The sequence below is a fragment of the Parafrankia irregularis genome (assembly GCF_001536285.1).
In the GTDB taxonomy this organism is placed as follows: Bacteria; Actinomycetota; Actinomycetes; order Frankiales; family Frankiaceae; genus Parafrankia; species Parafrankia irregularis.
In genome coordinates, this window is record NZ_FAOZ01000025.1 from 93956 (window position 1) to 114902 (window position 20947).

A 20947-nucleotide genomic window follows, 5' to 3' on the forward strand; every position below is an offset into this window, starting at 1 on the left:
GGGGCGTGGTGTACGGAGAGTGACTCCGCGTGATCCTGACTGAAGGTTATGCGGCGAGGGCTTCGGGTGTCACGCGGATCTCGGGTGTGTCGGATGGGTTGTTCGCGGCGTCGACTTTCGCGAGGACTTCCACGCCGAAGTAGCGGTGAGTTTCGATCCACTCGTCGTGCTGTTCGGCGAGAACCGCACCGACGAGACGTATGATGGCTCCACGGTCAGGGAAGATACCCACGACGTCGGTGCGTCGCCTGATTTCCTTGTTCAGGCGTTCCTGCGGGTTCGAGGACCAGATCTGCCGCCAGATCTCCCGCGGGTAGGCGGTGAACGCGAGCAGGTCGACTTTCGCTTCGGAGAGATGTTCCGCAGCGCGAGGAAGTTTTTCGGCCAGTCCGTCGACGACCCGGTCGAACTGGACGACGACCTCGTTCGCGTCAGCCTGATCGAAGATTGTTCGCACGACGGTGGCGACCCACGGCTGCGACGATTTCGGTGTCAGGACGAGCAGGTCTCGCAGGTAATGAGTCCGGCATCTCTGCCACGAGGCGCCGGGCAGGGTCGCTCCGATCGCGTTGACCAGACCGCGGTGGGCGTCCGAGGTCACCAGCCGCACCCCGGACAGGCCCCGGGCGACCAGACCACGGAAGAACGCCAGCCAACCGGCACCGTCCTCGCTGCTCACGACGTCCAGGCCGAGGATCTCCCGGTGCCCGTCACCGTTGACCCCGACCGCGAGCAGACAGTGCACGTTGATCACACGGCCGCCCTCGCGGACCTTCATCGTCAACGCGTCGGCCTGCACGAACCGGTACGGACCGGCGTCCAACGGTCTCGACCGGAACGCCTCGACCTGGCCGTCGAGGTGCTTCGCGAGCTCGGACACCTGCGACTTCGAGATGTGTGCCACCCCGAGCTGCTCGACGAGTTTGTCGACACGGCGGGTCGACACCCCGAGAAGATATGACGTCGCGACGACCGAGATCAGGGCCTGTTCCGCCCGCCGGCGGCGGGTCAGCAGCCATTCCGGGAAGTACGACCCGGTCCGCAGCTTCGGAATCGCGATATCAAGTGTCCCGGCCCGGGTATCCCACTCGCGCGTCCGGTAGCCGTTGCGGCGATTCGTTCGATCCGGTGATATCTCGCCGTATTCGGCGCCACAGGCACTGTCCGCCTCGGCGCTCATCAACGCCTCCGCGAACGCCTTCACCATCGAGCCCAACAGATCCGGACTCGCCGCCAGCAGTTCCTTGCCGAACCCCTCGGCATCGGCCACAGTCGGACGCACGGCCATCGCGTATCTCCTCATCGAGTCGCTTTCGCAGGTTTCTCGTGAGGATCACGCGGTGGTCGCTCTACGTCACGGACCGCCACTCCGGCGAGTCGCTAGACGATCGCGATCCGTACACCACGTCAGTGGACTCCACTGCGCATCGGCGGTGCTGGCGGGTAAATCCCCTCGAAGTCGGCCCGCTGCACGCTCCAACGACTCATCCCGGGTACACGCTCCGACGACTCGTCACCGGGTATGGGAGGGGCATGGCCTGGCTGTGGACGAACGCTCGCCCGGGCACGGAGGGCCGCTCCCGCGCCCGTGTTCGCGGCGATCTGCCGCCGAATGTCCAGCGGTTTGGTCGGGGCATCCCGACGGGCGGGGATGGGCAGCGTCGCATCAGGGCCGTCGGCGACCGTGGGTTCTTCGTGGCTTCGCCCCTTGTCGGCTCCGTCCTTCTGCTGCTTCTGGTGGTTGTCCCCGGCTCGCCGGGCCACCTGGACCCGTCTGTCGCGGTGGGGGCCGGGCTCGGGCTGGCGACCGTCGCGGCGATGTCCGTCGCCGCGGCGACGGACCTGCGTCCGCTGGCCCTGGTCGCCTCCATGGCGACCGTCACAGCGGTCACGGTCGCGTTGGCCACGGCGGAGTCCGCCGAGCTTGCGCTGACCCTGCTGTTCTGGTTTCCGTGGGCGGGCAGCCAGGTAGCTCTCGCATGGTCCCGGCTCGACGCCGTCGGGGTGCACGCGGCCGTTGTGGCGGCTGTCGCGCTCGGCGCGTTCAGTCTGCACGGGTGGTTCACGGAGTTTCCCCTCGCGGGAGCGGGCTGCGCGATGGGCATCTGGGCCGCCGCGGTCCTCACCCACACGTCCCTCCACCGGGCACGGGACCGTACCCTCACTGACCCCCTGACAGCGCTGGCAAGCCGCGTGGGACTGAAGCAGGCCGGTGATCGGCTTGTCGCCGACATCCTCGCGACCGGGCGTCAGGCCGTACTGATGGTCGTCGATCTCGACCACTTCAAGGAGATCAACACCGCGTGGGGTTACGAGACGGGCGACGAGGTGCTGAGGAGGTTCGCGCGCCGGCTCCGCCTGGTAAGGCCGGCCCCGAGGCTCAGCGCCCGTCTCGGCGGCGACACGTTCGCCCTGCTGGTACCTGGAGCGGCCGTGGCAGCCGATGGCGGGGAAAGTCCACCGTCGTCGGCGGATCCCCCGCTTGCCGACTTCGGCCGAGCCCTCCTGCGACAGGTCGACGGCTGTCTGCGGATCAACGGCTGTCTGCGGATCAACGGAGTCGAGGTCGAGGTGGAGGCGACGGCGGGTCTCGCCGCGGCACCGTCCTGCGGGAACCGGATCACCGACCTCCTGTCGTGCGCCGACACGGCACTCGCCGACGCCAGACGCCGCGGTGAGCCGGTCAGGGTGTGGACGACCGGGATGGCCGCGGTACAGCCGTGGGAACTCGAACTGCAGGCCCAGTTACGCTCGGCGATTGAACGGGACGAGCTGGAGCTTCACTACCAGCCGATGCGGGAAGCGGCGACCGGTCGGACCGTCGGCGTCGAGGCGCTGATGCGCTGGCGGCACCCCACCCGTGGGCTGCTGCCGCCCGCGTCGTTCCTGCCGATGGCCGAACGATCCTCACTGATCGTCGAGCTGACCTGGTGGGAGCTGGAAGAGGCGTTGCGCCAGTGCGCCCGCTGGCGGGCGGAAGGCATACAGGTGCCCGTCTCGGCGAACCTTTCTCCCCGCCTGCTGGTCATCGACGAGCTCCCGCAGATCGTCGCCGAACGCCTGGCAGCCCACGATCTTCCCCCCGACATCCTCACCCTCGAGATCACCGAGAACGCGCTGGTCTCCCAGCCGGCCCGGGCTGCCGCGATGCTCGGCGACCTGCGGGTCTCCGGGGTGAAGCTGTCGATGGACGACTTCGGGACCGGCTACAACTCGATGGAGATCCTCAAGGCCCTGACCCTCGACGAGATCAAGATCGACCGGAGTTTCGTCGCGGACGCCCACGGCAGCCTGCCGGACGTCGCGATCGTGCGGTCCGTCGTCGACCTGGGCCACCGACTCGGGCTACGCGTCGTCGGCGAGGGCATCGAGGACGAACCCAGCGAACGGATCCTGACCGAGCTCGGATGCGACGTCCTCCAGGGCTACGCGTTCTCGCCCCCACTTCCGGCGCGGGACCTCACACCCCTGCTCACCGACCCGAAGCGGTGCGGCTCGTCCGCCGCCGCGCTGGCGGCGCCGCCCGCGCCGCGCGCCGGACTGTCGCGGGATACCCGGCCGCCGGGCGATCGGAGCACCGGGCAGCCGGTCGACGAAGGCATCGGGCACGCCCGGCAGGCCGGCGCTACGAAGGACGACAACGGCAGGCCCGCATACACCACCATGGCCACCGAGAAAGGCAACGGCCGCTGGGGCGAGGGTGGCCTGATCGCGTCCGTGCCCGCCGACGAAAACGACCGCTTGGCCGCCCTGCGCAGTCATCGGCTCCTCGACACCCCTCCGGAGCCCGAGTTCGACCAGGCCGCCGCCCTCGCCGCCGAGCTCACCGCCTGCGCCGACGCCCATGTGGTGCTCGTGGACGCCGAGCGGGAGTGGATCAAATCCTGGCATGGCCTGAAGACCGCCGAGGTCGCAGGCAGGGTGGGCGTGGCCTCCCACACGGTCGGGTCGGGTGAGTATCTGGAGGTCGCCGACGCGGCACGGGACATGCGCTTCGCCCCCACGGTCCACGCCGACCCGAACGCCCCGCGGCGCTTCTTCGCCGGGATGCCGCTGCGGACATCCGAAGGACGCACGCTCGGCGCCCTGTGCGTCTGCGACCGGATGCCCCGCCGGCTCACACCCGGGCAGCGCCGCTCGCTGCACGATCTCGCGGCCCAGACGATGCTGCTGTGCGACGCCCGCCGGGAACGGCTGATGAACGAGGAGGTCGCAGACGCGCTCCAGCGGCTCGACCAGCTCTGGTACCCCGACGACCTTCCCGCCGCGGCCGGCCTGACCGCCGATGTCGTCCGCTCCCTCGCCGTCGCGGACGCCGTCGCGGTGATGCTGGCGACGATGCCGGGTGCGACGGTGTTCGAGGCGGCCGGCACGTCGGTGTCCCCGGGCACCGAGCCGCTGACCCACGTGGGAGCCCGGGCCAATCCCGACGACGAGGCCGCGCTCACCGCGTTGGCCCACCTACGGGCCCCGATCTTCATCGCTGACCCCGCCGGCACACCGCTCATCCCGTCCAGTCGGACACGCCAACTGGACATCGGTTCCGCGCTGGTGGTGCCGATGCCGGACGAAGGCGGTCTGCTCGGCTTCGTCGCGGTACGGTGGACCCGCCCCCTGACACAGGTAGACCCCATCATCCGCCGCTCGGTGACTCTGTTCACCGCCGGAGCCCGTTTCACCCTCCACCGCCTACGGGCAACCGCCCGACGCACAGCCGAACACGGCAAGGACAGCTGACACCCAAGGATGTTCGGCCTGGCCTCGGCCTCGGCGAGTCGAGCCCCCAACTCTTTGATCTTCCATGACCCGCTCGATCAGGGTGTTGATCCGCTCGATCGCGCCCGGCGGCTCAACCTCGGCCTGAGACGCCCGGACCAGTCGGCCGTGACCGCGAGATCGCACGATTCCTGCGCCCGATGATCACTATGGGTCAGCTCGCCGCAGCCACGCTCGTCAGCGAGTTCGGTGATGTAGGTGTCCGTCCTCGGCTTCCCACACGACCGCGCGCCTCCGCCGGGTACTGGTACGAGCTACGTCCTGCCGTTCGACGCCACCGCTGATGCGTCCGATCGCCGAAGATGACCGACGAGCGGCCCCGTCGACGGGAACAACAGGAAATGCCGCGTCGAAGTCCACCACGCGGCTTGCCGAGAAGCTGAAGGAGCTCGGCTGGTGAGAGCCATCGTTCGGGTCGCCCGGCACCGCGACATCACGCCGCACGACTCCGACTACATCCATACGAAGCCGCGGGTCGGAGACGTCGCCCGCCTGGTCGTGGCCACGGCGCGGGGACAGCCAGACTTCGCGGGAGTTGCCCGCATAGTCCATGTTTCCCCAGAAGGAAACTTCATCACGGTGGACGGCATGCTGCCTGCCGCGGAGCCCGGCGAGCACAGCATGGACTTCATCGCACCCGCCGCTTTCCGGGACATCAACCAGTTCCTCGCCGCTACGAGTGGGGAGGTGTTGACTTCGGCTCGCCTCTGCGAGCTGGAGCGGCAGCACATGACCGTCGCTGCTCGGACCCGGCTGCACACAGTCCGGTGACGGGCCCCGGAGAGCGCCTCAGCGGCGGTAGCCTGCGCCCTGGGCTGCCGACAGGGCCAACAGAAAGCCCGCTCACGCAAAGACCTGCAGGTCGAGCTCCACAGTCCAGGTCGGCCAGCATGCTCAACCCGCCACCGGGCGCTCTTGCGACCGCGTACCCGTTCTTTCCAGCAACGACGCGTCGCGGAGGGCATGGTCCGCACACCTGGCGAGCCGGACGCCTTCACCGACGGGAAACCGAATGAGTTCAACCAGTAACCTCCGATATCGCCCGACCCTCAACTCGGTACGGTCACCGTGCTGGCTCGCGCGGGAGAGACGGAAAGATCGACCGGGGGTGAGGGCGAGCTTCCTCGGGCTCGTACTCGCGACGCTCACCGTGCCGGTCGGTGTTTCGGGCGTGGTCTTCCTGTCTCAGCCCGTGCTTCGACGGGGGCCGGCTGAGGAGCCGGCGCCATGTCCGTGGCCTGTGTCCGTTCGAGGTCGGCGCGCAGCTGGGCGTTCTCGGTCTCCAGTTCGAGAACCCTGGCGATCCCGGCGAGGTTCAACCCGGCCGCGAGCAGATACCCGATCCGTTGCAGTCGGGCCAGGTCGTCGCTGCTGTAGCGGCGGGTGCCGCCGCCGGTGCGGGCCGGCTCCAGCAGACCGCGCCGCTCGTACAGGCGCAGGCTCTGCGGGTCCATGCCGACCAGATCGGCGGCGACCGAGATGCCGTACACCCCCCGGGCCGGGTCGACATCGGACGAGCTCACGGGGCGACTCCAGGACTCCGCCCGGTCGGACCGGCCGGGGACTTGCCTCAGTCTGCCACCGGTGCTATATAAAAATCTAGGCCAGCCACCACAGATAAGTGGATGGTCTAACGCTCTGGTCTACAGGATCGTGATCGTGGAGGTGGAGTTCCGATGTTGGTGCGCACCGACCCGTTCCGGGAACTGGATCGGCTCAGCCAGCAGGTGCTCGGCGCCTTGGGCACGGCAGCCCGGCCGACCGGGATGCCGATCGACGCGTGGCGCGAGGGTGAGGAGTTCGTGGCGGAGTTCGATCTGCCCGGGGTGGACCCGGCCACCGTGGATCTGGACGTCGAACGCAACGTGCTGACCGTCCGGGCGGAACGGCCGGCCTTGAACGGGGACCGCGAGGTCCTGGTCGCCGAGCGGCCCCGCGGGGTGTTCAGCCGCCAGTTGATCCTGGGTGACAACCTGGACACGGAGAAGATCACCGCCAGCTACCACGCCGGCGTGCTGACCCTGCGGATTCCCGTCGCGGAGAAGGCCAAGCCGCGGAAGATCGCGATCGACGTGTCCAGCGACGACCGCCGGGCCATCCACGCGTGACCCGGGGCGGGACCGATGGCGACCCTGTGCGGGGCGGCGCCGGTCCGGCCGGCCTGTGCGCAGCTGGCTGATCTGATCTGCTCCGACCCCGACCTGCTGCACGCCGAGTTCGACGCGATCATCTCGGCCGCGTGGGGCAGCGACGTTCCGCCGGGCAGGCCACAGCGGCCAGCCGCGCCGCGGCCACCGTCGCCGGGGCCAGCGAGGATCCCGCGCCGTCCGCACCCGCAGCCCTGCCGGGCGCAGGGCTGCCGGCGGCTCCAACGCCGAGCGCGGCAGCGGGCGCCGCCTGGCCGTCCGACCCTCGACACCGACCACACGGCACAGAAGGGAGTCATAGCCACCGCTCACGACACCTAGGAATACCCCTCGGCACATCGATGCGGGCGCGGGCCGGGCCCCGGCCACTGACCGGGGGCCCGGCCCGCCTCCCTCGCAGGTAGAGGACACGGGCACATGGCGACTGACCAGGACCCCTATCGGGTGCTCGGGGTCGAGCCCTCGGCTTCGGCCAGCCGCATCACCCACGCCTACCGCACGCTGATACGCCGCCATCACCCGGACACCCGCAAGCCAGCGCCACAGGCCGCGCAATCCGGCCCCCACCAGAACCACGACGCCGCTCTCCAACAGGTCATCGCCGCCTACACCGTGCTGCGCGACCCCAGCCAGCGAGCCGACTACGACGCCAGCCGCGCCGCACACGCCCGGCGGGACCACGACCGCCTCGCACAGAAGCATTCCCAGCCAGCCCGGTCCGCCTGGCACACCGGGCCACCAGTCTTCCTCGGCGACGTGACGGACAGCCACCCACCGCCCCGGCTCTGGATCACCGTCCGCTGACCCCGCCCCGACCCGCTGGCGACGAACCCGAGTCCGGCACCCACCGACCAGGCCCCACGCCCGCCGGCCGCCGGCGGCGTGGGCCAACTACGGCGAGAAAGGGCACACCAGCACTGGCCAGGAACTCCTGAACTGCGGGGCCGGCCATACTCATGGAATTCCCACACCCCGGGGGTTGATCAGTTGGCTCGCACCATGGGCGACCCGCATGTGCATGTCGAGTGGAGCACGCCGAACACCAGCGCCGACGTACGCACGGTGACGGCAGCGGTCTTCGGGCTCGTCGCCGATTCACCGCGCACCGTACGGACAGGATGCGGCCAGCACGTCCCGTACGCGGCGACCTCCTCACGCCCCGAACGCGTCACCTGCCTGCCGTGCCGGGAGCACGCCCGAGACCGGCATCTGCGCTACGCCGCCAGGATCGAACAGTCAGCGCCCCTGGGCGGCGGTGACCGCGCCCAGACCGCCGCCCGCACCCTGCGCGACCTCGCCCACCGATTCACCTGATCCTGATCCAGCGACGCCTCGACCTGAAACGCGTTCCCTCTGGTCCGCCGCGCCGCTCCGTGGTCGGCTCCTCCAGGGACACCACAGCAGTGTCCGCCGCGTCGGTGATGATCGTCATCAGGTGTCACTCCTTGATCGGGGTTACACCGTTGCCCTCACGGAGTCCGCCACCGCGGAGACGGAGCCGAGTTCGCTGCCGGCGCGGCGCTGTGCGGCGGCAGGAGCGGCACCACCGCCAGTGACACTGCGGCGAGGACGATCTCGGGCACCGAGCGACCCGCATCGTCCCCACCGGTCCAAGGCCCGCGCGGCGACGAACGGCACCGCGATGATCCGCAGCGTGAGGTGTTCCGGAGCTTCCCGAACGGTGTGATCGACAGCGGAGAACCGCCAGACGGCCGCCGCTGCGGAGATGAGGCGGTGGATGACGCTGCCGCGCCGAGCGTCAGCGCGACGACGGCCTCGACGACGTTGTGGGCGATGGTGACAGGAGCCGGATCCGCCGGGCGAGCGGGTCACGGCAGCCCGGCGACGGCCCCAACGTAGGTCGCTGGTACGGATGCTGTGTCCGGTGGCCTACCGGTCGTAGGGCTGCGGGAGCGGGTGGTCAGGGAGCTGGGAGAGTGCGGCGATCGGCGTCTCCGATGAGAGCGGCGCGAGGTTGGTGGGCAGTGCCGTGGGCATGCCGATGAGGTCGTCGGGGTCGTGGTCCTGCGGGTACGGTGAGCGAGACAGCCATCCGATTGATGGTTGCGTGGGTGCACCTAGTGTCGCGTGGTCGGCAATTGGGTATACGTGGCCCTTTATCGAGGATGGTGCGGAATGTGCACCGCGACATATCGGATGCTCAGCTCGCTGTTGGAACTGGGCCGGCTGGCCGTGCTGGAGCAGCTTCCGGCTCTGGTCAGGGAGCAGGCCGAGGTGGCGGGTCTGGCGGATACGCGGATCTATCTGGTGGATCTGCAGGGACAGGTGCTGCGGGAACTGACGGGGCACGGACTCGACGCAGGCGCGGGCGGCGAGACGATCCCGGTGGAAGGGACACTGCCGGGCCGGGTGTTCCAGGGCATAGGCACCCTGCCCAGCCACGCGTCCGCCTCCGACGCACGATGGGTCTACTGGACGCCGCTCATAGACGGAACGGAACGACTCGGTGTTCTCAAAGCCCGCGTGGTCGACGGTGACGACGAGGCTCTCGCGGGTCTGGGCGACCTCGCCGCGCTGATCGGACTACTGCTCGTCAGCAAGCGGGAGTTCAGTGACTCCTTCGCCCGGTTGGTGCGTACCCGTCCGATGACAATCGCCGCCGAGCTGCAGTGGCATCTGACGCCGCCGACATCGTTCGCCAACCAGGATGTGGTGGTGGGAGCGGGAATGGAACCGGCTTATGAGATCGGTGGGGACGCGTTCGACTACGCGATGGCCGCCGGCGTCCTGCACCTGGCGGTGTTCGACGCGATGGGTCACGACGCCTCCGCCGGACTCGCTGCGAACCTCGCGGTAGCGACCTGCCGTAACCAGCGCCGCCAGGGCAGGGAGCTGGTAGAGGTCGGTCAGGCGATCGAGCGGATGCTGATCGACCAGTTCGACCCCGGACGGTATGTGACCGCGGTCCTGGCTGACCTCGACACCCGCAGCGGACTACTGAGCTGGGTGAACCATGGCCACCACCCGCCGGTCATCATCCGTGGGGGGAGGTGGGTCGGCATCTTGTCCTGCCCGCCCGCGCATCCGCTGGGTACTGACCTCGGCCTGACCACCACCCTGTGCCAGGAACAACTCGAACCCGGCGACCGGCTACTGCTCTACACCGACGGTGTCATCGAAGCCCGAGACCCCACCGGCCGCGAGTTCGGCCTGACCCGGTTCGTGGACTTCGTCGTGCGTCACCACGCCGACGGTTTGGCTGTTCCCGAAACCCTGCGACGTCTCATGCGCGCCCTGCTCGACTACCACCACGGCCGCCTCCGGGACGACGCCACCGTACTGTTCGCCGAGTGGGCCGGCGTCGGCGCGGCCTGATGAGGACGAGCAGGCACGCCCGGTCCTTGTCCGGACGGATGGTGACGTGGATGCCGTCCGCCCAGATGGGTGCATAGTCCACGCCGGCCGGGTCGATGGGTGAACGTCTGGTAGGCAACTGCCAGCTGTTTGTCAGCCGGGTCACCGTGGAGGCGGCCACTGCGGCACTCGGACCGGGGCACTGCCCTCACACGGGACGAAATCGCCCGTGCAGACCGTGCAGGTAGGCAGCGACAACACCGCCTCGGCGATTCTCGCGGAGCGGCGGCACCATCGCAGGTAGATGGCCGAGGAGCCCCTCGCGGTCACCGGGGGTCGGGCCGCCCCCTGCCGTCGTGGACCCGCGGCGTGGCGGCCACGACCACGCCGGCGGTCATCACATGCCGCCCGCTGGGGGCGGCGGACCACCAGCCGGCATGTCCGTTCCGCCCAGTTCTTCCAAGGGTCGCCGCGCACGACCGCCACCGATTTCAACTGACCGGGTCACCCGCCGCAGTTTTGGTTCGGTGGGATGCGGATAGCAGGAATGTGGAGCCGGCCAAACGCAGTGGTGACAGACTTGCGCTCGTCCTCGAGCTTGATCTTCCCGGGGTATCCCGGGACGACGTTCCCTGGAGCTACGCGGCAGCGAACTGTTCATTACCGGCGAAATCAGAGAGCGGAAACGCACGGAAGTGGCCCGTCGCCGCAGCCGTATGGTCGGCCGGTTCGAGCATCGCATCACTGTGCCGGGCGACGTTGATCCGGAGTCGGTGAGCGCCTCGCTGGCCGACGGAGTGCTCACCATCCGGCTGGCGAAGACCGAGCGGAGCCAGGCCGAGCACATCGAGATCGCGGCGCCGCGCCTGAAGATATAAGCACCAAACTTGAAATCGAGCGCTGACCGATCACGCCGAGGTCCCCAAGATTACCAGCCCGCACGGTAGCCACCGTGTAGTAGGCAACGTGGTCACCGAGTCGTTCTTCGCCGCCCTCGAAATGCTCCTCGACCGCACCAGCTGCGCCAGCCACGACCAGGCTCGCACCGCCATCTTCGACTTCATCGAGGACTTCTACAAACGGCGATGCCGCCAATCCGCCAACGGATATCTCATTCGTTCAAAGCCCTACCTGTGAACGAGACCGGGGCAGCTTTACCCTCTGACCGTCCGGCAGGCTTTCCTATCGGGTACCACCTCTTTCCGTATCGGTATCAGCGCTGGCAGGCTACGGGTCGCTTGTCCAGTCGGTGGCGGTAGGTCGCGCAGTCCAGTTCAAGATCGGCCATGTAGGCGGCGGCCTGACACGCTGACGCGTCCCCGGTGAGGAAAGCAAGCCTCACCGGGGACACCGGGCTGCACATTCACGTCGATAAACGGGGGCCAGGCCGTCACCTACCTCACCGACGTCCTGGCCACACACGACCTTCATGACAACCCAGACCAGATCGCCGACTTGGCCTTCGATCCGGGGTTGCTGCCACTGGCCCTGTCGCAGGCAGCATGCTGGTGGCGCGCTCGTTCCTACGTGTAGGACAGATTGGTCTGTCCCTGAATCACGCGGCCAGCGATGTACAGATCTCCCTGGGAGTCCAGCACCGCGATGATCTTCTTCTGATTACCGTGATGGGTCGTGAAGATAATCTTGTCTGCCTCCTGGGAAGAGGAGTAGTTCGTGTTGACCGAAAGCTCGATGCTCACCGGCGAGCTGATGAGCACGTCCTTCTTGGGCGAGTTGGGGTAGACCTGATTGTCCCGCAGCCGGATCCGGCCGTGGGTGTCACCCTCCTCCCAGTCGCTGGCCAGTCCGAGGTCGATGTCCGGCATGGTGATCTCCAGTCTTGTTGCGTGGGGAAACCTCTCCCGGTCAGGAGTAGGTCGCCTTTCTCCGCACCGATTGGCGGAGGGCATGTGTGGTGAGGCCTTTCGACCGAGGTCCCCGCAGTCCCAGGAGCCGCCGCGACTTGGTCCCGGACGGCGTTTCCCACCGATCGGATCGGTCAGCGGTTGCGGGCCCACCAGCGAGCGGATCGTAGCCGCACGCCGACGACAATCGGCGTCCGGGCATCGTCAGTCCGCACGCCGAACTCATGCTGCGACGGTGGATGGAGAAGAGTTCTGCGGCTGGCCTGTGCTTTCTCTGTTTCCGCAGCAAACATCCCAGACCGTGCATGATCGCAGTCACGCCTCTCCCCCCGGAGGTGTAGGTGACGAAGTCTCACCATCGCGCAAACCCAGCATCACACCAATGAAATTTCGGCGGGCAAAAATCACCGAGAGATATCATCTCGGTTAACCCATGCCTCTTAGAGGGCGGATTCGACCAAATTTTGCTTAGCCGCGACTGTTGGAGGCGCGGACGGGACGGCTGGGTTCACGTTCCTCACCGGCCGGCGGCGGCAGCGGTCGGCCACGTCATCCCGGCCGTCGTCGGTGACGTGCTGGAAGGCTTCGGTCAGCGTGCGCGGATGCGGACCGAGGACCTGTTGGTGGGGCTGCGCAACCTCGGCGAAGAGGTGTATCCCGACTGGGACGGAAACCGTCTCGCTGCTGAGCTGGAGGACGCTGGGTACGGGGCTTCTGCCAGCCCGCTCGGCACGCCTCAGGGAGGGCGAGTCGTCCGGGCGCACCGCGGGGATTTCCCACCAGGGTCTCGCGGCGACCCAGCAAGCCTCCGTCGTCCCCGCACGCGTGGGGATCTGGCCGAAACAATACGGTTCGTGAATGGCGGTGAAGGTTGCCCCCGCCCTCACAGGGTCATTTGCCTGTGGTGATCAAGGCTGAACCATGTAATTTCCCCTTTCGAGGTCGACGTTGTCCCCGGCGGCTCGTGCGGGACTCGCGGTTCGCGTCTACTGGCATGGAGGCGGAGCTGGTCCGGTCCCTTGGTGCGGCTGCGAGCACGGTGGGCGGGTCACCGTCGCCGTGGTGCTCGAAGTGCCTATTTGAGGCGTGCGTGGACGGGGCCGGACGTGCCAGGGTCGTGCCGCTGGAGCTCGAACAGGTCGGTCGCGACCATCAGGTCCGTGAGACGGGAGTAGCCGTAGGTTTTCAGGACGACCGCGGGGTGCTTACGGATGGCCAGGCCGACGGCCGACAGGTGGGCCCAGCCGTCGGGACCGGTGTTCGTTGTTACCGCGTCGCGGAGCCGGCTGATAAGCGCGGTGTCCGCGCGCAGGTCGTCGGTCGTCGCCCGGGTGTGAGGCGCGACCAGCACGGTCTGCCCCTTCTTCTTTGCCTGCGGGGCGGCGACAGTGACCTGCGGCGTGCCGGTGTCCACGCTCGGTATGGCCGTCGCGGTTGCGCCGCTCGTCCCATGTAGGCGCGGCAGCGGGGCGGCCTGGGCGGGTACGAGCGCTTGGTCGGGCTTCGTGGTGCGTGTCGGTGGCGTGTTCGCCGTGAGGGTTTCGACGAAGACGAAGGTGTCGCAGGCTGCGGGCAGGCCCGGGTTCGTCTTCGTCTCCTCGCCGAACCCGTGGACGGTCAGTCCGCTCTCGCGGATCCGTTCGGCCAACCGGGTGAAGTCGCTGTCCGAGGAGGCGATGCAGATCGTGTCGACGGAGCCGGAGTGCAGCAGATCCATCGCGTCGATCGTCAACGCCAGGTCCGCCGCGTTCTTCCCCTTGACGGCGGCGAAGACCTGCACCGGCCGGATGGACAGCTCCTGCAGGGTCGTCTTCCAGCTCCTCAGCGAGCTCGACCAGTCACCGTAGGCACGCCTGATCCGGACCTTCCCGTAGTGGGTGCTCTCGGTGATGAGTGGCTCGACGGCCCACCGCGGGATGTTATCCGCGTCGATGAGCACTGCAATCTGTGCCGAACCGGTGCCATCCACCATGCTGGTTCCTCCCTTGCGGGCGCCTGGCATCCGCGGTCTCGGAACGCGGCTGGCCGTCCACAGGGTGCCACGCAGCTCGTGCGCTCGCAGTGTCCACCAGCTCTTGGCCGTTCGCGGCGCCGCGTGCCTCCGTTTCCAGTCAGCCCGCATCCGGCCGCATCGCATCGGAGCGTGACGCGGAAGGTGTGGCGCTGGGGTCCCCGTCCTGGCTTTACGCCCGGCGAGCTGGGCGCCTTCGCTGGGGGCGCCGTGGACGAGCGCAAGCAGTAACCGTCGGTCCGGCCCGCATTCGGTCGCCGGTTGCCCGCTGCGTTCGTTGCCGGGACGTCAGGTAGACGCTTCCTCGTTCGGGTTCGGTTACCTGGTGTAATCGACGCACCTTCGTGTCCGGTATCGACTGATATGACTCTTATGTCGAGGGGTCGCCGGTGGCGTGTGTGCGCATTGTGTGCGCGGATGTCGCGGCACGACGCGGCATGCGCCGGCACGTTCCGGCACGAAAATCGCCCTGACCTCGGATTTTGCGGCACGGGGCGGCACGTTCCGGTATGATCCGATACGCGGGGATTCGTCTTGTAATCGAGCGGTTAGGGGTTCGAGTCCCCTCGCCGGCTCCAAAGTGGCTGTAGCACAGGCACTTTCGCCGTTTGGTCACTCGCTCAAGATCTCAAACCCCACGGTTACCCCACGGTTTGCATCACTGTCAGTGACCATCGTCGACTTTCGTGGGCCGTCGTTCTTCCCAGCTGGGTCGGATCGCCGGGCGTAGAAGGCGCGCGCCCGACAGGTAGGCGGGACGGGCAGGGACGACGCGGTACGGCGGACGAAAGTAACGCTGTGTCGCGGCTGCTGTGGCGTGCCTAGCCGCCGGCGGGAGGGTCCGAGAGGCGGGATTCGGCGCGTTTCGCTGGTACTCCGCACCACCCTGCTAGGCCTCTAGACCCCAGGTCAGAGGCACTTTCTCCTGCTAGAGGTGCTGCTAGACCTAGACAGATGGGGGTGCTAGGTCTAGCAGTGCTCACGCCGGGCGGCAGCCGCAATTTAGCAACTTTCCGTGACATTCGCGGTGGAGTTCGAGGTTGCACCGGCGGTGCCGTGCCTCGCATCGGAACGTGGCCCTGACATGACAAGGGCCGGTCCCGAGTGATGCCTCGGGACCGGCCTGCTCATGCTGTGACCGCGCCGACCGCGTGGATGCCCCAACGGGACGGCAGCGTTGCCGTCGCGTCGGAGGATCCGGCTGGCCTAAGTCACGATCGATCCAGCGGGGCTTCGCGAGTCGCCGGTCCGGAGTTCCGTCCCGAACCGTGGTGGGGCTCCGCCGGCTTGAACCTCATCTCGCCGTCGGTCATCGACGTGAGCACACATCCGAGGGGAAGCGTGCGGAGCGTCGTCGCGATCGCCGCCGGATGAACACCCGACGGCACCGACACCGAGTAGCACCTGAACGGCCCGGTGCCCTCCTCACGAACGACGGGATCGCCTTCCCGGGCGCTTCTCCCAGGGCCGGTGTGCGGTGGAGCTGACAGCATGTCGGACACGGTGTCGACCTCCCAAGTCGGCCGGTGCCGAGGGCCGGTTCCGGTGGTGACACACCGGGCCGGCCCGACCTGTTCCTGACACACCGCACGGTAGTCACTATTGAAGCGTAAGTACAGCGCCCACGTTGTGGACGTGGGTACGCTCCTAGCGTCGGCTGAGTGTCTGGTCAGAGCGACGACGAGATGATCAGCCGCGCGGAACTCCGCACCTTGGTCGACATCGACGACCTTCGCTCGCTCCTCGGCGCGGGCACCGCCCGCCGGGAGCGCGTCAGCCGGAGCTACGCCACATCGGTGGCCAGCCGAAAAGGCTTCCCCGATCCCCTGATCGACCACCCGCGACTGCGGCTCTGGCGACGGATCGACGTCGAAGCATGGCTGGACTCAAATCGCCCTGGATGGCGCGCCGGCTAACCCCGATCTGGGCTATTGGGACATCCTGATGCTTTTATTTGCCCAATTTTTCAGGCCATCGAAGTCATGCTATTCTCGCAAAAGTTAATCAGTTTAACGTGGGCATTGTGGTGCGCGGATTGTCGGAGACAGTCCGGGGACGACTAGCCAGTGCTGGTCACCTGTAGGTTCCCATCCCCCATCAGGCCGCGTAACTCGTGCTATGGTTGCTAGCTCGGTTCTCACCGATCTGTCGTCTGGAACCTCTCGCCGGCCTGTCATTTCCTTGGCGACCTCCCGACCAGCTCGTTCGAAGCCGCATCGGAGACACGCCCGGATTTCGGCCAGCGGGACGCCTGGCCGGACCACGATCTGCTGACCGGCCTGGCCGAGGTTCAGGCGGTTACCCAGGCCGATGCGGCTGCCCGGGACTACGTAGGCGTACTGCGCGGCCGGGGTGTCAGCTGGACTCGTTTCGGAACAGCGTTCGGTGTACCTGAAGCAGGCGGCCTGGGAGCGGTTCTCCGACGCGGGCCCACCTCCTGCCCCGGGGCGCTTCTCAGTGACGCGCTGCTCCGAGCGAAGATTGAGACCGCTGCGGGCCGCCTTCTTTGACTGGAGAGTGGTGTGGGACCCTGGACGGGTGGTGACCAAAGCTGACGCACCTGCTGCCCCGCAGCCTGGCGGCGGCGTAGATTTTCTCGTGTCATACATAGAAACCGACGAGGAGTGGGCGGCCTGGATAGCCTGGCAGTTGGAGGAGGCTGGCTTCAGGGTTCGATTTGAGGCGTGGGACCTCTCGGTTGGAATGCACCGGACTGGGGAGCAGCATCGCGCCTTGGTGGAGGCAAAGCGGATCGTAGCAGTTGTCTCGGCTTCCTATTTGGCCTCGAAACGCAAGGCGCCGGAATGGCAAGCCGCGTTGGCGGAGAGCCTGCCGGGAGATCGTCCCAAGCTTCTGCCAATACGGGTAGAAGACTTCTCCCTGCAAGGATTGCTTCTCGATCGGGTCAGTGCCGACCTCTTCGGAATCGATGAGACGACCGCCCGTGAAAGGCTACTGGCGGCCGTACACGGCGCGAAGAAGCCTGAATACGTCCCGGCGTTCCCAGGCAAGCCGGATATCGGCGTCGGCCGGAAGGCGCCATACTTCCCAGGTCAGTACCAGGAGCGGGGCTCGGCCTGGCCGCCGGGCAGGTCACCGTTTCCCGGTCTGGCTGCCTTCGATGCCAGCCTGGCCGCGGTATTCAGGGGCAGAGATGCCGACATCAGACGGCTTGTGGACACCTTGACCAGCCCGGCAGGAGACAGCACGGGGCTGGTGGCGGTAGTGGGTCAGTCCGGGTGCGGCAAGTCGTCTTTGGTCGCGGCCGGGCTTGTCCCGACTGTGACGGAAGATCCGTACCACTGGCTAGTGGTACCTTCCTTGGCTCCCGGTAATCGGCCGCTGGTAGCACTGGCAGATGCCCTCGCCGAGGTAGCCCGCGATCACGGGTTGAATTGGGATCGCAAACAGCTGACTAGCCAGCTGACCGAGCCGGGTGCAATCGCGGAGGTTACGCGAGAACTCCTCGCCGCAGCTCGCCCCGCGCCGCGACTTCTGATTGTCATTGATCAGGCAGAAGAGTTGTTGGTTCGAGCCAGCCCGAACAGCAGGAAAGAGTTTCTTGCCGTGCTCGCTGCGGCAAGTGCCGGACTGGTGCGAGTGGTCGCTACTGTGCGTTCGGAGTATCTCGGCAGGCTTGTTGAGGAGGCTGCACAGGTAGGGCTTCCAGTACGTACTGAGGCGATCCTCCCATTGACTCAAGAAATGCTCCGTCTGGTGGTCAGCGAGCCGGCGCGACTGGCCGGGCTGACCATCGACGACCAGTTGGTCGCTCGTCTGGTTACCGACACCGGAGACGGGCAAGCCCTGCCGCTACTCGCCTTCATCTTGCAACGGCTCTACGTCCAAGCCTGTCGGGCGGGCACGACCACTCTGTCTGATGTTCTGTATGAAACTACCGGCGGGGTGCGTAGTGCGCTTATCGAGCACGCTAACGTCGCCCTCGACAAGGCCGCCACCGCTACTGGGCGCAGCCGTGACGAGGTGCTGGATGGCCTGCTTCAACTGGTCAGCGTCGACACCGACGGGCGACCCACCCGCCACCGTCTTCCTCTAGACGGCCTAAACGATCGCATCCACAGTACGCTCGCACCGTTCATCGCCCACCGGCTGCTTACCGTTGACGCTGCCCCCGGCGGCCCGGCGACCATCGATATCGCCCACGAGCGGCTCCTCGCCGACTGGTCCTCTCTCGCTACAGCGATCGACCAGAGGTCCGACCAACTCCGGCTACGCAGCCAGGCCGATACGGCTGCCGCCGATTGGGATTATTATGGTCGTCCGCTCAAACGGCTGTGGAGCCTTCCCCTGGCCGGTGAAGCCCTCGCTACTTTCAACTCAGACGACCTCACACCCATCACCCATGCCTTTTTGATCGATAGCTGCCGCCAAGGCAGGCGCGTGCGCACCCGTAATTGGACCGTGGTTGTCGGCCTCCTAGTCGTCCTCATCGTTCTTGCGGTTTATGGGCTTCAGATGAGGGATACGGCGGAAGAACGCGACCGCGCTAGGATCGCCGATCAGCTGCTTGTCCGCGCTGACAGTATCCGTGTTAAGGATCCGGCCCTGGCACTTCGTCTTGTGGTAGCCGCTTACGACGTCGGCCCCCGTAGTCACCGAGACCGAATCCGTGGCAATCTGCTCGGCATCTTGGCGGACACCCCGACTCTGCGCACCACCATCACTGGCCACTCTAGCCAAGTTTGGGTGACGGCGTTTGGACTTGATGGAATACTTGCCTCCGCTGCTAATGATGGAACGGTCCTACTATGGGATGTCGCTGACGGAGTCAACCCCCGCCAGGTGGGCAGCTTCTCTACTGGCGATGCCGGCCTGACCGCAATGACATTTAGTCTCAACGGACTCATTGCCACAGTCGGCGAGAATGGAGCGCAGCTCTGGGACGTCACTGATCCGGACAACCCCCAGCAACTCGACGCTTCTTTTATCGGCTCCGCAGACGATCTGGTATTCGGACCCGGCGGCGTCCTCGCCGCCGTCAACGGGAAGACGGTGCAGCTCTGGGACGTCACCGACCCGGCGAGCCCTCAAAGGGGCGGCAGTCTTACCGGTCATACCGACGATGTGTCAACACTGGTGTTTGGACCCAACGGTATCATCGCTACCGCCAGCTGGGACACCACAGTACGACTGTGGGACGCCACTGATCCAAATCATCCCTACCAGCGCGGCGAGCCGCTTACCACCACCTACGGCAGCTCTGTGACCTCTGTGACTTTCGGACCGAATGGGATCTTGGCATCCGCCAGCGATGACGGGACGGTACGACTGTGGGACGTGTCCGATCTAGATAGCTCCCACCAGGTTGGCGGCTCTCTTACGGGCCACACCAATGCTGATGCGAAGGTGGCGTTCGGATCCGATGGCCTCCTCGCGACTGCCGATGAGAGGACAGTGCAACTCTGGGACGTATCCGATCCAATTAACCCTCACCAAGTCGGCAAACCCCTCGCCGGTCACACCGACTCGATATCTTGGCTGACGTTCGGGCCCGACGGCCTTCTCGCCACCGCCAGCTGGGATACCACTGTACGGCTGTGGGACGTCAGTAGTTTGCGTCAGCTTCGGGCGGACGTGGTGGAGACTGCTTGCCAACGTGCCGGCGGCGGCCTAAATGAAAAAGAGTGGGATCGATATCTGTCGAATGTGCCATATCGAAATACCTGCGGCCCAGTCCACGACGGCAGTAAGTAGTCAGCCAACAGTAGTAATCTGACAGCGAAGGCGTTGCCGACCCACGTGGAGCAGGAGATCGACCGCGCTTCGAAGCGCCCGTCGGGCTCGTCGTGATTGACTCGATCACTAACCCATCGCCTATCACGTTAGCGCGGGACGGCTCTAATAAATGTCGCCCAGACTGTAGTAAACCGTCAGCCACTCGATCATGGTTTCTGTCGGTGGATTCTGTCATCTCGGCCGACTGAGGGCGGCGTAGATTAGGATGTCGGAGCCGGGGAAAGGTGAAGCTCCTGGCGCGCAGGTTTCCAGCCAGGAGCAGTCTGTTCGTCCGGAGCTTCAAGTGCTCGACTAGCTGCTGGGGGATCTGTAGGGCTGCTCTCCCGCGATCAGAACGTGAGCGCTTCTAGGACTTCTGCGGCGCCGGTGGCAGCTACCTTGCGGCCGAAGTAGCGGTCCTGTGTGATGGTGGGCGTCGAATGGCCGAGCTGATCGGCTGCCGCACGGGCAGTGAGGCCGCTGATGTCCATGGCTGTAGCGACGGACTTCCGTCCGACGACGTGAGACGTCGCTGACTCCATGCCGGCTTTGCGGAAGGCGTCCCGCAGGTCCGCCTGAGTGTTCGATGGGTCTCATAGTCCGCCGAGCGGTGCCGGGAAGACAGGCGTCTCGGCGGACTGATCGTCATGGCGGCGTCGCAGGGTGGCGAGCATCCAGGCCGGCAGGACGAGCCGCCGGTATCCGCTCTTCGTCTTGGGCTTCGGCTTGTTGATGAGGCCCTGTCCAGTGATGCGGACGACCGTTGAGCAGATCTCGATCCATCCTTCGTCGAGGTTGACCGCGCCCCAGGTGAGGCCGGCGGCCTCACCGATCCGGACGCCGGTGCTCATCAGGAAGTTCACGAAGTCAGGGATGTCTCTGCGGATCGCCACGTCGTCGTAGGTGAGGAAGCAGCGGAGCTGCCGAAGCTGGGCGATGGTGAGCGCGTGCGGCGCACGCTTCGGTGTCGCGCTTGCGATGGGGCCTGCGTCCCTGACGACGTTGCGCTCGATGGCGTCGTGGCGGGCGGCCATGCCGATCATGCCGGAGGACGCTGTTGCGTTACGGGGAAGCTGGGCGTGCCAGCGGCCCGGGCG

The 20947-nt window shown here is 66.7% G+C and carries 17 protein-coding genes; 11 read left to right on the forward strand and 6 right to left on the reverse strand.

The window, feature by feature from the left end:
* Positions 1 to 46: 46 nt before the first annotated feature.
* Entirely contained in the window at positions 47 to 1288 is a 1242-nt protein-coding gene (locus AWX74_RS28375) for an IS256 family transposase (protein ID WP_054571059.1), read from the reverse strand.
* Positions 1289 to 1695: 407 nt separating this feature from the next.
* Here AWX74_RS28375 and AWX74_RS28380 point away from each other — a divergent pair, with 407 nt between their 5' ends.
* Both AWX74_RS28380 and AWX74_RS28385 read left to right on the forward strand, forming a co-directional pair.
* Positions 1696 to 4737 (forward strand): EAL domain-containing protein, encoded by a 3042-nt coding sequence (locus AWX74_RS28380; RefSeq protein ID WP_235498442.1) that lies wholly within the window; start codon positions 1696 to 1698, stop codon positions 4735 to 4737.
* 435 nt (positions 4738 to 5172) lie between these two features.
* Positions 5173 to 5547, forward strand: coding sequence for a hypothetical protein (locus AWX74_RS28385; protein ID WP_091283125.1), 375 nt, complete (start codon positions 5173 to 5175; stop codon positions 5545 to 5547).
* Between the two features lie 374 nt (positions 5548 to 5921).
* Here the strand turns inward: AWX74_RS28385 and AWX74_RS28390 are convergent, their stop codons facing one another.
* On the reverse strand, positions 5922 to 6299 hold the full coding sequence (locus AWX74_RS28390; protein WP_091283126.1) for a MerR family transcriptional regulator: 378 nt from the start codon (positions 6297 to 6299) through the stop codon (positions 5922 to 5924).
* Positions 6300 to 6452: 153 nt separating this feature from the next.
* On the opposite strand from AWX74_RS28390, the gene AWX74_RS28395 reads away from it, so the two are divergent.
* From AWX74_RS28395 to AWX74_RS40250, 7 genes are all read left to right on the forward strand, one after another.
* Positions 6453 to 6884, forward strand: coding sequence for an Hsp20/alpha crystallin family protein (locus tag AWX74_RS28395; RefSeq protein WP_091283128.1), 432 nt, complete (start codon positions 6453 to 6455; stop codon positions 6882 to 6884).
* A gap of 15 nt (positions 6885 to 6899) precedes the next feature.
* On the forward strand, positions 6900 to 7244 hold the full coding sequence (locus AWX74_RS28400; RefSeq protein WP_091283130.1) for a hypothetical protein: 345 nt from the start codon (positions 6900 to 6902) through the stop codon (positions 7242 to 7244).
* Between the two features lie 96 nt (positions 7245 to 7340).
* The gene (locus AWX74_RS28405; protein ID WP_054571054.1) at positions 7341 to 7727 is read left to right on the forward strand and encodes a J domain-containing protein; all 387 of its coding nucleotides are present in this window, start codon (positions 7341 to 7343) and stop codon (positions 7725 to 7727) included.
* A gap of 183 nt (positions 7728 to 7910) precedes the next feature.
* Entirely contained in the window at positions 7911 to 8237 is a 327-nt protein-coding gene (locus tag AWX74_RS28410; protein ID WP_235498441.1) for a hypothetical protein, read from the forward strand.
* Positions 8238 to 9059: 822 nt separating this feature from the next.
* On the forward strand, positions 9060 to 10259 hold the full coding sequence (locus AWX74_RS28420) for a PP2C family protein-serine/threonine phosphatase (RefSeq protein ID WP_235498440.1): 1200 nt from the start codon (positions 9060 to 9062) through the stop codon (positions 10257 to 10259).
* Between the two features lie 674 nt (positions 10260 to 10933).
* Positions 10934 to 11116 (forward strand): Hsp20/alpha crystallin family protein, encoded by a 183-nt coding sequence (locus AWX74_RS41615; protein ID WP_235498439.1) that lies wholly within the window; start codon positions 10934 to 10936, stop codon positions 11114 to 11116.
* A gap of 88 nt (positions 11117 to 11204) precedes the next feature.
* A complete protein-coding gene (locus AWX74_RS40250) occupies positions 11205 to 11375 on the forward strand; it encodes a hypothetical protein (protein WP_161934840.1) in 171 nt (56 codons plus the stop codon).
* Positions 11376 to 11761: 386 nt separating this feature from the next.
* On the opposite strand, the gene AWX74_RS28430 is transcribed toward AWX74_RS40250, so the two are convergent.
* On the reverse strand, positions 11762 to 12064 hold the full coding sequence (locus tag AWX74_RS28430) for a DUF6342 family protein (protein WP_054571052.1): 303 nt from the start codon (positions 12062 to 12064) through the stop codon (positions 11762 to 11764).
* A gap of 1114 nt (positions 12065 to 13178) precedes the next feature.
* Positions 13179 to 14075: an NYN domain-containing protein gene (locus tag AWX74_RS28440; protein WP_226931215.1), complete on the reverse strand. Its 897-nt coding sequence runs from the start codon at positions 14073 to 14075 to the stop codon at positions 13179 to 13181.
* 1724 nt (positions 14076 to 15799) lie between these two features.
* On the opposite strand from AWX74_RS28440, the gene AWX74_RS28450 reads away from it, so the two are divergent.
* The gene (locus AWX74_RS28450; protein ID WP_226932710.1) at positions 15800 to 16030 is read left to right on the forward strand and encodes a hypothetical protein; all 231 of its coding nucleotides are present in this window, start codon (positions 15800 to 15802) and stop codon (positions 16028 to 16030) included.
* 625 nt (positions 16031 to 16655) lie between these two features.
* Positions 16656 to 19829, forward strand: coding sequence for an nSTAND1 domain-containing NTPase (locus AWX74_RS28460; RefSeq protein WP_242666454.1), 3174 nt, complete (start codon positions 16656 to 16658; stop codon positions 19827 to 19829).
* A gap of 371 nt (positions 19830 to 20200) precedes the next feature.
* Here the strand turns inward: AWX74_RS28460 and AWX74_RS41620 are convergent, their stop codons facing one another.
* Both AWX74_RS41620 and AWX74_RS41625 read right to left on the reverse strand, forming a co-directional pair.
* Complete coding sequence (locus tag AWX74_RS41620) at positions 20201 to 20341, reverse strand: hypothetical protein (RefSeq protein ID WP_226931216.1); 141 nt, start codon at positions 20339 to 20341, stop codon at positions 20201 to 20203.
* A gap of 102 nt (positions 20342 to 20443) precedes the next feature.
* Entirely contained in the window at positions 20444 to 20893 is a 450-nt protein-coding gene (locus AWX74_RS41625) for a site-specific integrase (protein ID WP_226931217.1), read from the reverse strand.
* Positions 20894 to 20947: the final 54 nt, after the last annotated feature.